Raw genomic sequence first — 14,045 nt, 5'->3', positions numbered from 1 at the left:
CCCCCGGCGGGTCCGGGCATGTAAGAAATCAATCGGCGGGCATCGGGCCGTTGTCCGGCGGGAATTCCCGGTCGGCGGGGAGCCGGCGCCGCAGCGCCAGGTACTCCGTCGGCGTGCAGCCGGTGAAGTCCTTGAACTCCCTGCTGAAGTGGGCGTGGTCGAAGTAGCCGGCCGTGTGGGCGAGGTCCGACCAGTCGACCGGGCGCAGGGCGTCCACGGACAGGATCAGGCGCGCGAAGCGGTAGATCCGCGCCACGCGCTTCGGGGTGACCCCGACATGGGACTTGAACTGCGCGGCCAGGTGGTTGCCGCTCACCCCGGCGGCGTCGGCCAGCGCGCCGACCGGGACCGCGCCGTAGGCGGTCGCCAGGCGTCCGCCGGTGTGCCGGACCAGGTCGAGGCCGCGCGGCGGCGCCTCGGCGAAACGCGACCGCAGCTCGTCCTCCAGCACCCGCAGCGTCTCGTCGGCCGTTGTGAACTCGCCGACCTGGTTGCGGATCCGGTCCACGGACCGTCGCCAGACGGCGTCGACCGGCACCCACCGGTTCCGCAGCTCGGACGCCGGGACACCGATGAACGGCGAGAGCCCCCAGGGCTTGAAGTGCACGCCGACGAGCCGCACCCGCGCGGGGTATTCGAAGAGGAAACGCCTGGTCCACACGCCCATGAACCAGCCGTCGGCGAGCGTCTCCGGCGGTACGGAGGGGTCGGAGTCCCACAGCCGGGCGGGCGCGCCGAGGTTGAGGAACAGGTGCGCGGACGGCATCGGCGGCACGTTCATGCGGCGGTGGCGCGGCACGCCGGTCAGGCAGTAGAGGTCGTCGATGAACCGGTCGAGCGGCGGGGCGGGCACCCGGCCGACGTATTCCATCCGCCCAGTGTGCCCTTGCTCGCCGGATCAGGCGCTGAACGTCTTCTTGTAGCGGCGGGTCGCCAGCGGGACGAACGTGACGAGGATGACGGCGATCCAGAGCAGGGACGCCAGGACGGCGTGCTGGATGGGCCAGGCGTCGGAGGTCTTCATCGCGGAGCTGGTGTTGCCGAAGAGTTCGCGTGCGGCCTGGGTGAAGGTGGACACGGGGTTCCAGTCCGCGACGACGCGCAGCGGCGCCGGCAGCTGGGAGCTGTCGAGGAAGGCGTTGGAGACGAACATCAGCGGGAACGAGACCATGGTCGCGACGTTGTTGAAGCTCTCCGGGGTGCGCAGGGCCAGCGCGACGGTCGCGGTGACCCAGGAGAACGCGTAGGCGAACAGCAGGAGCAGCCCGAAGCCGAGGACGGCCTCGTACGGCGAGGTGTGCACCCGCCAGCCGACGATCAGCCCCACCGCCGCCATGGCGGCCAGGCTGAACAGATTCATCAGCAGGTCGCTGACGGTCTGGCCGATCAGCACCGCGGACGGGGCCATCGGCAGCGAGCGGAACCGGTCGAAGATGCCCTTCTGCAGGTCGAGGGTGAGCGTGTAGCCGGTGGTCTGCGCGCCGATGATCACGGCCTGGACGAGGATGCCGGGCAGCAGGAAGTCCCGGTAGGACATGCCGGGGACGTGGATGACGCTGCCGAAGACGTAGGCGAACAGCAGCACCAGCACGATCGGGACCATGACGATGCTGCCGAGCAGGTCCGGCGACCGCCTGATCTTCAGGGTGTTGCGCTTGGCGATCGTCCAGCCGTCGGTGATGGGCAGGGTGAGCGCGTTCATCGGGCGGCCTCCCGGGCCTGCGGGTCGGTGCCGGACGCCTGGTGCCCGGTCAGGGTGAGGTAGACGTCGTCGAGGGTGGGGCGCCGCAGCCCGGCGTCGCGGATGCGGACGCCGTCCTCGGCGAGCCGGCCGAGGACCCGGCGGAGCGCCTCGGGCCCGTCGGTGACAGGGACGGTGATCCGCAGCGACTCCGGGACGGTCCGCATGGCGCCGACGGCGACCCAGGCGAGGGCCTGGCGGGCGGTCTCCAGTTCGGCGGGGTCGGTCACGGTGATCTCGATGCGGTTGCCGCCGACCTGGTCCTTGAGCTCGTCGGCGGTGCCGCGGGCGATGGCGCGACCGTGGTCGACCACCAGGATCCGGTCGGCGAGGCGGTCGGCCTCCTCCATGTACTGGGTGGTCAGCAACAGGGTGCTGCCGCCCGCGACGAGGTCGGCGATGGTGTCCCACAGGGCGGCGCGGGCGCGGGGGTCCAGGCCGGTGCTGGGTTCGTCGAGGAACAGCACCGGCGGGTCGGCGACCAGCGCGCCGGCGAGGTCGATGCGGCGGCGCATGCCGCCGGAGTAGCCCTTCACCGGACGGTCGGCGGCGCGCCGGTGAGGTCGAAGCGTTCGAGCAGTTCGCGGGCGCGGGCCTTACTGCGCTTGGCGCCGAGGTGGTACAGGCGTCCGACCATCTCCAGGTTCTCGGCGCCGGTGAGGTGCTCGTCGACGGCGGCGTACTGGCCGGACAGGCCGATGTGGGAGCGCAGCCGCCGGGCGTCGCGGACGACGTCGCATCCGGCGACGGTGGCGCGGCCGCCGTCGGGGCGCAGCAGCGTGGTCAGCACCCGCACCGTCGTGGTCTTGCCTGCGCCGTTCGGGCCGAGCAGGGCGAGGACGGTGCCCTGCGGGACGGTGAAGCTCAGCCCGTCCAGCGCCGTCGCCTCGCCGTATCTCTTGACGAGTCCGTCGGCTGTGATCGCGTCGCTCATGGGGGGCTCCTTGCCGGTGGTCGAGGGGGTCAGGCCCGGTGGACGTTGATGTCGCCCCAGTTGGTCTGCGCGTGCACCTCGACGACCGCGTCGCTGCTCTCGGGGCCTTCGGCGGCGGCCAGGGCGTTGCGCACCATGCCGTTCTTGGAGTGCAGGTCCAGCCAGGCGGCGGTGCCCTCGGCGATGCCGAGGTCGACCTTTCCGTGGCCGCCCTCGATGCGGACGGTGCCGGCGATCACCGCGCCGATCCGGATCCGGCCGTGCGCGGTCCTGGCGGTGAGGCCGGCCGGGACGCGGTCGACGGTGATGTCCCCGATGCCGGTCTTCAGCTGGAGGTCGCCGGTCGCCTCGCCGAGCGTGATCCCGCCGGTGGAGTTCTTCACCGTGCCGGGGCCGTCGATGGCGCCGATCCGGACCGTCCCGGTGGAGGCGGTCACCTCGGCGGGCCCGCTCACCCGGTCGACGGTGATGTCGCCGACGGACGCCTTGGTCTCCAGCGGGCCGGTCTCCTCCAGCCGGACGTCGCCGGCCAGGCTGCGCAGGACGGTCTCGCCGAGCGTGCCGGTGGCGGTGAAGTCCGCGGCGACCCTGGCCTCGACGCGGGAGCCGGCCGGCAGGTCGACGGTGACGTCGATGGCGCCGCGCCAGGAGCGCAGGTGCGCGAGCCCCTTGGGCTTGGGGCCCTTGACGAGCAGCCGGCCGCCGGAGAACTCCACGATCGTCCGCTCGGCGGCCTGCACGCTCGCCTCCAGGGACGGGTCGCTGGGCCGCACCTCCACCACGGTGTCGGCGCGGTCGCCGGCGTGGACGCGGACCTGGCCGATGTAGACGTCGATGTCGGCGGTGATCGGTTCGGGGGTGGCGAATTCGGGCATGGCGAAGCCTTCCTCACGGGTCGGGAGCGAGATCCCGGCCTCGGCGGCCGGGCGATGAGCGGTGTCGGGCGCGGGTGCGGCTAGCGCACCCAGCCGGTGTAGCTGCGCCCGGTCTGGGACGGCTGCGGCCGGTCGGCGGGACGGCTCGCGGCGCCGGACTCGAACGCGGCGGAGATCGCGCGGACCAGCCAGGCGTTCACCGAGATGCCCTGCCGGCCGGCCGCCTCCTCCACGCGCAGCTTGAGGTGTTCGGGCAGCCGCAGTGTGATCCGCGCGGTGCCGCCCTCCTCGCCGGACGCCGGCGCGGCGGTCGACGGCGCGGCGGTCGGCGCGGTCTCCGCCGGCTCCCCGGCGTTGCCGGCGGAGGGCGGCTGCGGCGGCGTCACCACGAACGAAGGATCGCCGCCGCGGAGCCGCACGTCGACCGAGCCGGGGGCGAGGTCGCTGGTGATCTCGTCCGCCGCGGCGGACAGCGCCTCCAGCAGGGTGAGCCGCGTGGCCGATTCCAGGGCGCCGGTGAGGCGTTCGGCCAGCGCGCGGGCCTCGGGACCGCCGGCCTCGGCGGCGACGGCGAGTTCACGGCGCAGGTTCTCGACGTACGGCATCAGGTCCATGCCTCCACTATGACGTCATGATGACGTCACGTCAAGCGGCATAATGACGTCACTGGCGTCGCCGTGGCATCACCGGGAGGTCAGATGTCGACCTGCGAGCCCATGACGACGGTGCGCGTGTCGGGCAGGCCGAAGTACTCGGCGGGGCTGGCGGCGTTGCGGGCCAGCGCCAGGAACAGCCGCTTGCGCCAGCGCGGCATGCCGTCCGCGTGCGTCGACCGCAGCGTCACCCGGGACAGGAAGTAGGAGGCGTGGTCGGGGTCGAAGCGCAGCTCGGCGTCCGGGATCCGGGCCGCCCGGCGCAGGGCCGCCGGGAGGTCCTGGCGGTCCTGGAACCCGTGCCGGACGGTGACGTGCAGGATGCCGTCGTCGCGGTAGCCGAGGTCGTCGATGGCGAGCTGCTCGGCGGCGGGGACGTAGGGCACGTTCTCCGAGATCATCGAGACGATCACGACGTGCTCGTGGACGACGTGGTTGTGCTCGTAGTTGGCGCGCAGCGCCAGCGGCGTCGTCATCTTGGTCGGGTGCGGGAACACCGCGGTGCCCGGGACCCGCTGCACGCCGTCGTGGTGCAGCTTGTCGATGAACTCCGGCAGCGGCCCCTCCTTGGCCGTCCGGCGGTCGGTGACGATCTCCCGCCCGCGCTCCCACGTCTTCATGAGCGTGAACACCGTGATCCCGATCAGCAGCGGCAGCCAGCCGCCGTGCGCGACCTTGGTGAGGTTCGCGGAGAAGTAGGCCAGCTCCGCGCCGCCGAGCACGACCCCGGCCACGACCAGCTTCCAGGTCGCCCACCGCCACGACACCCGCGCGACGACCAGGAACAGCGCGGTGGTGATCAGGAAGGTGCCGGTGACGGACAGGCCGTAGGCGGTCGCCAGGCGCCCGGAGGAGCGGAAGCCCAGCATCAGGACCAGCACGCCGGCGAACAGGATCCAGTTGACCGCCGGCAGGTAGACCTGGCCGGCCTCGCGCGGCGAGGTGTGCCGGATCCGCAGGTACGGCAGGAAGCCCAGCCGGACGGCCTGCCGCGACACCGAGAACGCGCCGGAGATGACGGCCTGCGAGGCGATCACCGTGGCGGCGGTGGCGAGCACGACCATCGGCAGCCGCGCCCAGTGCGGGAACAGCAGGAAGAACGGGCTGTCGGTGTTGCCCGGGTCGTCCAGGATCAGCGCGCCCTGGCCGAGGTAGTTGAGCGTCAGCGCGGGGAACACGACCACGAACCAGGCGCGGCGGATGGGCGCCTTGCCGAAGTGGCCCATGTCGGCGTACAACGCCTCGGCACCGGTGATCACCAGGACGACGGCGCCCAGCGCGACGAAGGCGGTGAAGGGCCGGTCGACCAGGAAGGCGCCGGCGTAGGTGGGCGACAGCGCCCGCACGATGCCGGGCCGCTGGACCACCTCGACCAGGCCCGCCGCCGCCAGCGCCGCGAACCACACCAGCATGACGGGCCCGAACAGGCTCCCGACCCGGTGCGTGCCCCAGCGCTGCACGACGAACAGCACCGCCAGGATCGTCGCCGCGACCGGCACCACCACGTGCGACAGGCCCGGCGTGCTCACCTTCAGGCCCTCGACGGCCGACAGCACCGAGATCGCCGGGGTGATCACGCTGTCGCCGTAGAACAGCGAGGCGCCGAACACCCCGAGGGCCATCGCCACCGCGGCGCGGCCCCGCACGTCGCCGAGCACCCGGCGCACCAGTGCGGCGAGCGCCATCACCCCGCCCTCGCCGTCGTTGTCGGCGCGCAGGATGAACGTCACGTACTTCACCGACACGATCAGCGTGATCGTCCAGAACACCAGGGAGATGACGCCGTAGACGTCGCCGCTGGTCGGGCGGACCTCGCCGTGGTCGATCGAGAACACCGTCTGGAGGGAGTACAGCGGGCTGGTGCCGATGTCCCCGTAGACCACGCCCAGCGCGGCGAGCGTCAGCGCCGCGCGCCGCCGCGTCCCGGCGTCCGGGTTCTCCGGTTCGGACACCGTCTTCTTCCCTGGGTCGGCCATGAAGGAAGGTCTACCGGACGACCAGTACGTTGACGATCAGCGCGCGGGGGGTGTCGGCGGGGGCGTGAGGATGTTCACCGGGGTTCGCCCCGCCCGCCGAGGATGTCGCGCAGCGCGCGCTCCTCGGCGGCGCTGAGCGTCCGGACGAACCGGCTCAGCACGCCGCCCGGGTCGCTGGCGTGGCGCAGGTGGTCGCGCATCCGGCCGGCCACCAGCTCGGACTCGTCCACGGCCAGCCGGTACCGGTAGTGGCGCCCGGCCCGGACGCGGGTGACGAGCTTCTTCTCGTACAGCCGGAACAGCACGGTGTTCACCGTCGTGTAGGCGAGGTCGGCGTCCAGGTGGGGCAGCAGTTCGGCCGTCCCGGCTTCGCCGCCCCGCCGCGCGAGCGCCGCCAGGACCTCCGCCTCCAACTGCCCGAGCGCCTTGCGCGACACGTCCCTCACCCCTCGGTTACTACAACTGTACTAACAACGGGGATCACCGGGAGGGAAGCGGCCGTTACCCGAACGTCAGCCGGGTTTGCGGGCCAGGACGAGACGGGCGCGGGGGCCGCCGTCCTTGCGGTGTCCCAGGCCGGGCATGGGGGGCGTCGTCACGGTGAAGCCGGCCGCCGTCAGGTCGTCGCGCACCGCCTGCAACGGGCAGGTGCGGTAGTACATGACGAACGGCGGCCGCCACACCGCGTTCCGCACCCGCATCGCCGCGTCGAACCCGAGCAGCGCCCAGTACCAGACGGAGGCGATGGGCGGCGGCCCGCCGATCGGGAACGCGAAGACCCCGCCGGGACGCAGCGCGCGGTGCACCCCGGCGAACAGCGCGGGCCGTTCGCCGGGCAGGAAGTGCCCGAGGGCGCCGAAGGTGACCGCCAGGTCGAACGCCTCGGTGAAGGGCAGCGCGCGCACGTCGGCGCGGACCCAGTCGGCGTCCGGGTGGGACGCGCGGGCCTGCGCGAGCATGCCGGCGCTGAAGTCGACGCCCGTGGCCCGTCCCCGGCACAGCGGGCCGAGGACGCGCATGCCCGCGCCGGTGCCGCAGCACACGTCCAGCCCGTCGCCGAACGGCCCGAGCGGGCGGAGCGCGTCGGCGGTCGCGTCGAGGAGTGTGTCGGGGGTCCGGAACGGCGTGCGGTCGAACTTGGGGGCGAGCAGGTCGTAGCCGTGCTCGACCGAGGACAGCGCCTGCACCGCCAGTTCGCGCAGGGATGGGCCTTGGGGCGAGAACACCGGCCAAGGGTACTTGCGGCGGCGGGTCACCCGGCGGCGGTGGCGGCGAGGGAGCCGAGGAGGGCGAGCGCCTCGCTGCTCGCCGAGCCGGGCTCCGCGTGGTAGACGACGAGTTCCTGGCCGGGGCTGGAGCGGACGTCGAAGGTCTGCATGGACAGCGTCAGGGGCCCGACGTCGCGGTGTTGGAAGCGTTTGCTCTCCAGCGACTTGCCTCGGGCGTCGTGCCGGGCCCACAGCTCGGCGAACTCGGGGCTCTGGTCGAGCAGTTCGGTGAGCACCTGCCGGATGCGGGGATCGTCGGGCGCCGTGCCGTAGCCGAGCCGGAACCCGGCCACGGAGTTGCGCGCGACCTCGTGCCAGTCCCGGTAGAAGGTGCGGGCGGCGGGTTCGGTGAAGACCACGTGCATGAGGTTGCGCGAGTGCGACCAGTCATGGAAGAGCGCGTCGGCGATCGCGTTGGAGGCGAGCACGTCGTAGGCGCGGTTGTAGACGATCGCCGGGTTGTCCGGCCAGGCGGACATGAGCTGCAGCAGGTTCGGGTCGACGCGGTCGGTCGCGGCGGCGGCGCGGGCGCGCGGGCTGAGGCCGGCCAGCCGGAACAGGTGCAGCCGGCCGTCCTCGGGCAGCCGCAGCGCGGCGGCCAGCGCGTCGACGACCTGCGCCGACGGGGTCCGCTCGCGGCCCTGTTCGAGCCGGACGTAGTAGTCGACGCTGACGCCGGCGAGCGACGCCACTTCCTCGCGCCGCAGGCCCGGTACCCTGCGCTGCCCGGTGCTGAGGACGCCGGCCTGCTCCGGCGTGACCTGGGCCCGGCGGGCCTTGAGGTAAAGACCGAGATCGGAGGAGGTCATACCGCCCATGCTAGGTCGGGTTCCGGCCGGTCTGGGTGGGTGCGTTACTCCCAGGGTGAATCGCGCCCTTCTGCCCGCCGCCGGACCCGGCGAGGGTGGTCTCCATGACCACAACGCATGACCACACCACGCTTCCGGCCTCCTGGGACCTGACCGGACGGGTCGCCGTCGTCACCGGCGCCGCCCGCGGCATCGGCCGCGCCACGGCCGTCCTGCTGCGCGAACGCGGCGCCCGGCTGGTCGTCACCGACCGGTCCGAGGCCGTCCGGGAGCTCGCCGACGAAGATTCCGACGGCGTCGCGGCGCTGGTCGGGGACGTCGCCGACGAGGAGCTCGCGCGGGCGACGATGCGGCTGGCGACCGACCGGTTCGGGCGGCTCGACATCCTGGTGAACAACGCGGGCCGCACGCTCAACAAGCCGATCACCGAGACGTCCGTCGACGACTTCGAGGGCATCCTGCGCGTCAACGCGCGCGGCAACTTCGTCCAGGCGCGCGAGGCGTTCGGCATCATGGCGGACGCGGGCGGCGGCGCGATCGTCTCGGTCGCGTCGGTGTCCTCGGTCGTCGCGTTCGAGACGCAGACGGCCTACGCCGCGTCGAAGGGCGCGCTCGCCCAGATGACGCGGGTGCTGGCCATCGAGGGCGGCCCGAAGGGCATCCGTTCCAACGGCGTGCTGCCGGGCGTGATCGACACCGACATCATGGAGGGCGTCGTCGACAACGGCCGCGAGATGCTCGCCTCCTTCGGCCCGGCCCACCCGATCGGCCGGATCGGGCACCCGCGCGAGGTCGCCGAGACCATCGCGTTCCTCGCGTCCGACGCCGCCGCGTTCGTGACCGGCGCGCTCGTGGCGGTCGACGGCGGATGGACGGCCCAGTGAGCTAGCCCGGGCCGAGCGCGGTGGCCTGGAGAAGGCGCACCGACTCGGGGTGCCGGGCCGAGTCGAGGGCGCCGGACGGCAGGTCCTCGACGATCCGGCCGTCGTGCAGCACGACGATCCGATCGGCGACGCGGCGGGCGACGCGGAGGTTGTGGGTGACCAGGACGACCGTGAGCCCGTCGTCGCCGCGCAGCCCGGCCAGCAGGCGCAGGATGTGCTCCTGGGTGAGGACGTCCAGGCCGCTGGTGGGCTCGTCGGCCAGCAGGACGCGGGGATTCTGCGCGAGCGCGCGGGCGATGGCGACGCGCTGGCATTCCCCGCCCGACAGCGTGGCGGGACGCCGCCCGGCCATGGACGGGTCGAGGCCGACGCGGCGCAGCAGCCCGTCGTCGTAGGGGCCCGCCTCGGCGATGACCTGGCGGACGGTGTGGCGGGGATCGAAGGACGCGAGCGGGTCCTGGAAGATCAATCCGGTCCGGTGCCGGACGGCGCGCCGCTCGCGATCCCGCAGAGCCCATACGTCCTGGTCGCCGCGCAGGACGGTGCCCTCGGCCGGGCGGTCGAGCGCGGCGAGGGCGCCGATGAGCGTGGACTTCCCGGATCCGCTGCGCCCGACGATCGCGACGGCCTCGCCCGGCCGGACGCGCAGGTCGACGCCGTCCAGGGCCACGGTCCTGCGCCTGCGCGAGCCCAGGACCCGCCGCACCTTCCGGAGTTCGAGCCCTTCCCCGGCGTCCGCCTTCACCGAAGGAACGCCCGGCGGACGAGACGTCACCCGCACGGCCGCCACGAGCTCGCGGGCAAGCTCGCTACTGGGCTCGGCCAGGATCCGCCGGGCGGGCCCCTGCTCGACGATGCGGCCGTCCCGCATGATCGCGATGTCGTCGGCCCAGCGGGCGGCGGCGCTCAGGTCGTGGGTGATGAGCAGCGTGGCGCGGCCCGCCGCCTGCGCCCGGACCAGGTCCATCACGGTGGCCTGGGTGACCGGGTCGAGGGCGGTGGTGACCTCGTCGGCGATCAGGACGGGCGGCTCGTGCACGGTCGCCAGCGCGAGCGCGACGCGCTGCGCCTGTCCCCCGGACAGCTCGAACGGGCGGGCCCGGCCGAGCGCGGGGTCGAGGTCGAAGCGGGCCAGCGCGGCGTGCGGGTCCCCGGTCCGGTGCGCCTTGACGGTCTCGGTGAGGTGCCGCCGGACGGTGACGGTCGGGTTCAGCGAGGCCAGGGCGTCCTGGAAGGCGTATCCGACGTCCCGCCCGCGCACCGGCGGGCGGCCGTCCACCAGGACCGTGCCGCCGTGCGGCCGCAGCCCGGCGACGGCCCGCGCGGTGAGGGTCTTGCCGCTGCCGCTCGGCCCGACCAGCGCCAGGACGCGCCCGGTGGGCACGGCGAGGTCGACGCCGTGCACGACGCGGCGTCCGGGGACGTCGACGGTGAGGCCCGTGACGCTCAGGCCGGAACCGGCGGGATCGCTCACCATGTCCTGCCTTCGGACGGGCCGGAGATCGCCCCGGCGACGGCGTTCACCGCGATGATCGTCACGACCACGGCGGCGGCCGGGACGGCGACGGTGTACCACTCGCCGGTGAGCAGGTGCGACTGCGCCTCGGTGAGCAGGTTGCCCCAGCTCGGCCGGTTCGGCGGGACGCCGAGGCCGAGGAAGCTGAGCGTGGACTCGGTGAGGATCGCGTGCCCGACCTCGAACGCGGCGATGGACGCGACCGGCGGCACCGCGCCCGGCAGCAGGTGCCGCCACATGACTTGCCGCCGCGACAGGCCGAGCGCGTAGGCGGCGCGGACGTAGAGGCGCTCGCGGCGGCTGCGCAGCTCGGCGCGGACGATCAGCGCGACCGGCATCCAGCTCGTCAGCGCGATCGCCGCGACGACCAGGCCGAGCGACGGCCCGGCCACGGCGGCGAGCGCGAGCACGACGACCAGCAGCGGAAGCGCCAGCAGGATGTCGGCGGTGCGGGCGATGAGGCCGTCCAGCCAGCGCGGCGCGACGGCGGCCTGCCCGCCGGCGAGCATGCCGAGCCCGACGGTGATGGCCGCGGCGGTGAGCCCGACCAGCAGGGACGTGCGGGCGCCGTACAGCATGCGGGTCCACAGGTCGCGGCCGAGCAGGTCGGTGCCGAGGGGATGGCCGGACGAGCCGGGCGGCAGCGAGGTCGCGGAGGTGTCGGTGGCGACCGGGTCGAGCGAGGTGAACAGCGGAGCGAGGACGGCGAGCACCGCGAACGCGGCCAGCACCGCGACGGCGGCGGCGAGTGCGGGCCGCCGGGGCCGCAGCCGGACGGCGAGCAGCCCCCGCGGCGCTCCGGTCGGAGGTTCAGTGCGCATGGGCACCGCCGGTCCGGGCGCGCGGGTCCAGCGCCGCGACGGCGAGGTCGGCGACCAGGTTCGCCGCGATCACGATCAGGCCGGTGACCAGGACGATCGCGATGAGCAGCGGGTGGTCCCGGGCGCGGGCGGCGGTGATGGCCGCCCGGCCCATGCCCGGCCAGGAGAAGATCACCTCGGTGGCGTAGACGCCGGCGATCAGGGTGCCGACGCCGACGCCGAGCCGGGCGGTGAACGGAACCAGCCCGGGCCGCATCAGGTGCCGGGTGATCACCGTGCGGCGGGGCAGCCCGCGGACGCGGGCGTTCTGCACGTGCGGCGCGTCCCGCAGCCGTCCGACGCCGTCCTCCACCAGCCGCACGTAGACGCCGAAGTGGTGGCCGAACGCCAGCGCGCACGCGGGCAGCACCAGATGGGCGAGCAGCCCGTAGGCGGTGACGGGTTCGCCGGGGCGGCTGACGCCTCCCGACGGCATCAGGTGGGTCGCCGCCGCGAACACGTAAAGCAGGAGCAGCGCGGCGACGAATCCCGGCAGGCCGCCCATGACGAACAGCAGGAGGTCGATGCCGCGACGCAGCCACGCTCGCCGGGTGAGCGCCGCGACGAGCCCGACCGCCAGCGCGGCGGCGAAGCTGAGCAGCACCGACGCGGCCGCGAGCAGCAGCGTCCACGGGACGGTGTCGCCGAGTGTCTCGGTGACGGGGCGGCCCGACATGTACGAGGTGCCGAGGTCGCCGCGCAGCGCGTGCGACGCCCACCGCCAGTAGCGGACGGGCGGCGGGTCGTCCAGCCCCATCTCCCCGCGCAGCTCGGCGACGGCCGCCGGGGACGCCGGGCGCCCGCCCGACCGGGCCTCCAGCACGGACGCGGCCGGGTCGCCGGGCGCGGCGTCCAGCAGCCCGAAGCACACCACCGACAGGGCGACGACGACCAGCGCCGCCGTCGCGAGCCGGCGCACCACTCGCAGCGCCATCTAGTTGTAGCGCCAGGTCTCGGCGTTCCAGAAGAACCCGTAGCCGTGGTGGCCGAGCGTGCGCTGCGCGGGGCCGGTCAGGTTCTTCGGGACGGCGTTGATGGTCTTGAGGTAGGAGATCCACACGAACGGCGGGTCGTCCTGCAGCGCTTGCTGGAACGCGGTGTAGGCGGCCTTGCGTTTGGCCGGGTCGAGGGTGGAGCGGCCGTCCTCCAGCGCTTTGTCGGCGGCGGGGTTGCTGTAGGAGCCGTAGTTGGAGCCGCCCTTGGCGAGGGCCTGGGACGAGGCGAACGGCCCGTACACCGAGGAGTCGGGGTCGTAGGGCGTTCCCCAGCCGCCCACCATGCCCTGGAGGTCGCCCCAGTGCTTGCGCACCCAGTCGCGCGGGCGCGGATGCGGGTCGACGTCGAAGCCCTGCTGCTTGAGCTGCGTGGCGGACACGTTGAGGATGGCGACGCGCAGCGAGTCCTCGGCGAAGGTGGTGAGTTCGAACTTCACCGTCTTGCCGTTCCTGGCCCACATGCCTTGGGCGTTCTTGGCGTAGCCGGCCCCCTTCATCAGGGAGGCGACCTTGGCGGGGTCGAAGCCGAATCCGGGCGCGGCGGCGTAGGGGCTGGTGTCGAGCGGGCCCTTCGCCGGGGAGCCGTAGCCGAGCACGACGCTCTTGGTGATGGCGTCGCGGTCGACGGCATGGTTCATCGCGATGCGGACGCGGCGGTCGGCGAACACCGGGTCCTTCATGTTGAACATGAGCGCGCGGTAGTCGGCGGTCGGGTACACCTCCAGCCGGTGCGCGCCGGCCTTGCCCGCCTGCTGCGGCGCCAGGTTCGCGGCGTCGACCTCGCCGTTGCGCAGCTGGATCAGCCGCGCGGAGTCGTCCGGGACGTACTTGACGACGATCTTCTTCAACCCGGGCCTGCCCTCGTAGTAGCCGTCGAAGGCGGTCAGCTCGGCGTACTGGCCGGGCTTGTAGGTCTTGAGGGCGAACGGGCCGGTGCCCACGGGGTGCCGCCCGAATCCGGGGTCGGTGAGCTTCTTCCCTCGCAGCAGGTGCTCGGGCAGCATGCCCATCGACACCGCGTCCAGCATCGGCGCGAACGGCTCGTCCAGGGTGAGGCGGACGGTCGCCGGGTCGGGCGTCTCGACCGCCTTCACCATGCTGAAGTTGCGCGACAGCGGGGAGTCGGCCCCCGCGTCCCGGACGGTCTCGATGGTGAATCTGACGTCACCGGAGGTGAACGGTTTGCCGTCCTGCCAGGTGATGCCGGGGCGCAGCGCGAAGGTGTAGGTCCTGCCGTCGGGTGCGACGGTCCACGACTTCGCCAGCGACGGGACGACCCTGTTGCGCTCGTCGTGCCGGGTCAGGCCGCGGAACACCAGCTCGGTCACCGGGTCGGTGTGCTCGTCCTGGAGGCCGGGGTCGAACGTCTCCGGCTCGTCACCGATCGCGTAGGTGAGTGAGCCGTCGTCCTTCCCGGGTGCGGGCTCGTCCCCCTGCCCGCACGCGGACGCGACCGACGCCGCCACCGCGACGGCCAACACCACCAGAACCGGACGTCTCACCATGCCCGGCATTATTGCAAACTCTTTGCAGT

General features: G+C 73.2%; 13 protein-coding genes and 1 pseudogene. 1 reads left to right on the top strand and 13 read right to left on the bottom strand.

The features are described 5' to 3' along the window. Window positions 1-28: 28 nt before the first annotated feature. The 9 genes and pseudogenes from QP089_RS05620 to QP089_RS05580 form a co-directional block, all read right to left on the bottom strand. Window positions 29-871 (bottom strand): helix-turn-helix domain-containing protein, encoded by an 843-nt coding sequence (locus tag QP089_RS05620; RefSeq protein ID WP_285910228.1) that lies wholly within the window; start codon window positions 869-871, stop codon window positions 29-31. Window positions 872-898: 27 nt separating this feature from the next. Then, window positions 899-1,702: an ABC transporter permease gene (locus QP089_RS05615; protein WP_285910227.1), complete on the bottom strand. Its 804-nt coding sequence runs from the start codon at window positions 1,700-1,702 to the stop codon at window positions 899-901. Continuing rightward, a pseudogene (locus QP089_RS05610) lies at window positions 1,699-2,675 on the bottom strand (ATP-binding cassette domain-containing protein). Before QP089_RS05610 ends, QP089_RS05615 begins: the two are co-directional and overlap by 4 nt. A gap of 29 nt (window positions 2,676-2,704) precedes the next feature. Then, window positions 2,705-3,550 carry a DUF4097 family beta strand repeat-containing protein gene (locus QP089_RS05605; RefSeq protein ID WP_285910226.1) on the bottom strand — a complete coding sequence of 282 codons (846 nt, stop codon included), beginning with the start codon at window positions 3,548-3,550 and terminating at the stop codon, window positions 2,705-2,707. An 80-nt stretch (window positions 3,551-3,630) separates the two neighbouring features. Beyond that, the gene (locus tag QP089_RS05600; RefSeq protein WP_285910224.1) at window positions 3,631-4,164 is read right to left on the bottom strand and encodes a toxin-antitoxin system HicB family antitoxin; all 534 of its coding nucleotides are present in this window, start codon (window positions 4,162-4,164) and stop codon (window positions 3,631-3,633) included. A gap of 80 nt (window positions 4,165-4,244) precedes the next feature. Further along, a complete protein-coding gene (locus QP089_RS05595) occupies window positions 4,245-6,179 on the bottom strand; it encodes a potassium transporter Kup (RefSeq protein WP_285910223.1) in 1,935 nt (644 codons plus the stop codon). Window positions 6,180-6,253: 74 nt separating this feature from the next. Continuing rightward, on the bottom strand, window positions 6,254-6,625 hold the full coding sequence (locus QP089_RS05590) for a BlaI/MecI/CopY family transcriptional regulator (protein ID WP_353070550.1): 372 nt from the start codon (window positions 6,623-6,625) through the stop codon (window positions 6,254-6,256). Window positions 6,626-6,691: 66 nt separating this feature from the next. After that, complete coding sequence (locus QP089_RS05585; protein ID WP_285910222.1) at window positions 6,692-7,405, bottom strand: class I SAM-dependent DNA methyltransferase; 714 nt, start codon at window positions 7,403-7,405, stop codon at window positions 6,692-6,694. A gap of 26 nt (window positions 7,406-7,431) precedes the next feature. Beyond that, a complete protein-coding gene (locus tag QP089_RS05580; protein ID WP_285910221.1) occupies window positions 7,432-8,256 on the bottom strand; it encodes a helix-turn-helix transcriptional regulator in 825 nt (274 codons plus the stop codon). Between the two features lie 104 nt (window positions 8,257-8,360). Between QP089_RS05580 and QP089_RS05575 the strand changes: the two genes are divergently transcribed. After that, window positions 8,361-9,140, top strand: coding sequence for an SDR family NAD(P)-dependent oxidoreductase (locus tag QP089_RS05575; protein WP_285910220.1), 780 nt, complete (start codon window positions 8,361-8,363; stop codon window positions 9,138-9,140). A 1-nt stretch (window position 9,141) separates the two neighbouring features. Here QP089_RS05575 and QP089_RS05570 read toward each other — a convergent pair whose 3' ends face one another. Genes QP089_RS05570 through QP089_RS05555 form a run of 4 tightly spaced genes read right to left on the bottom strand, consistent with a single transcriptional unit; the run spans window position 9,142 to window position 14,016 of the window. Continuing rightward, window positions 9,142-10,617: an ABC transporter ATP-binding protein gene (locus QP089_RS05570; protein WP_285910219.1), complete on the bottom strand. Its 1,476-nt coding sequence runs from the start codon at window positions 10,615-10,617 to the stop codon at window positions 9,142-9,144. Next, window positions 10,611-11,477, bottom strand: coding sequence for an ABC transporter permease (locus QP089_RS05565; RefSeq protein ID WP_285910218.1), 867 nt, complete (start codon window positions 11,475-11,477; stop codon window positions 10,611-10,613). The genes QP089_RS05570 and QP089_RS05565 overlap by 7 nt, the downstream gene beginning before the upstream one ends. Beyond that, on the bottom strand, window positions 11,467-12,450 hold the full coding sequence (locus QP089_RS05560; protein WP_285910217.1) for an ABC transporter permease: 984 nt from the start codon (window positions 12,448-12,450) through the stop codon (window positions 11,467-11,469). Before QP089_RS05560 ends, QP089_RS05565 begins: the two co-directional genes overlap by 11 nt. Beyond that, window positions 12,451-14,016, bottom strand: coding sequence for an ABC transporter substrate-binding protein (locus QP089_RS05555; RefSeq protein ID WP_285910216.1), 1,566 nt, complete (start codon window positions 14,014-14,016; stop codon window positions 12,451-12,453). Window positions 14,017-14,045: the final 29 nt, after the last annotated feature.

It is taken from the genome of Actinomadura opuntiae (genome assembly GCF_030283205.1).
Taxonomy (GTDB): domain Bacteria; phylum Actinomycetota; class Actinomycetes; order Streptosporangiales; family Streptosporangiaceae; genus Spirillospora.
This window is presented reverse-complemented; position numbering and strand designations above follow the sequence as displayed.

Excerpts from the sequence above, each read along its gene's own strand:
- QP089_RS05620 (WP_285910228.1), bottom strand. The coding sequence starts at position 871 with ATGGAATACGTCGGCCGGGTGCCCGCCCCGCCGCTCGACCGGTTCATC.
- QP089_RS05615 (WP_285910227.1), bottom strand. The coding sequence starts at position 1,702 with ATGAACGCGCTCACCCTGCCCATCACCGACGGCTGGACGATCGCCAAG.
- QP089_RS05605 (WP_285910226.1), bottom strand. The coding sequence starts at position 3,550 with ATGCCCGAATTCGCCACCCCCGAACCGATCACCGCCGACATCGACGTC.
- QP089_RS05600 (WP_285910224.1), bottom strand. The coding sequence starts at position 4,164 with ATGGACCTGATGCCGTACGTCGAGAACCTGCGCCGTGAACTCGCCGTC.
- QP089_RS05595 (WP_285910223.1), bottom strand. The coding sequence starts at position 6,179 with ATGGCCGACCCAGGGAAGAAGACGGTGTCCGAACCGGAGAACCCGGAC.
- QP089_RS05580 (WP_285910221.1), bottom strand. The coding sequence starts at position 8,256 with ATGACCTCCTCCGATCTCGGTCTTTACCTCAAGGCCCGCCGGGCCCAG.
- QP089_RS05575 (WP_285910220.1), top strand. The coding sequence starts at position 8,361 with ATGACCACAACGCATGACCACACCACGCTTCCGGCCTCCTGGGACCTG.
- QP089_RS05570 (WP_285910219.1), bottom strand. The coding sequence starts at position 10,617 with ATGGTGAGCGATCCCGCCGGTTCCGGCCTGAGCGTCACGGGCCTCACC.
- QP089_RS05565 (WP_285910218.1), bottom strand. The coding sequence starts at position 11,477 with ATGCGCACTGAACCTCCGACCGGAGCGCCGCGGGGGCTGCTCGCCGTC.
- QP089_RS05560 (WP_285910217.1), bottom strand. The coding sequence starts at position 12,450 with ATGGCGCTGCGAGTGGTGCGCCGGCTCGCGACGGCGGCGCTGGTCGTC.
- QP089_RS05555 (WP_285910216.1), bottom strand. The coding sequence starts at position 14,016 with ATGGTGAGACGTCCGGTTCTGGTGGTGTTGGCCGTCGCGGTGGCGGCG.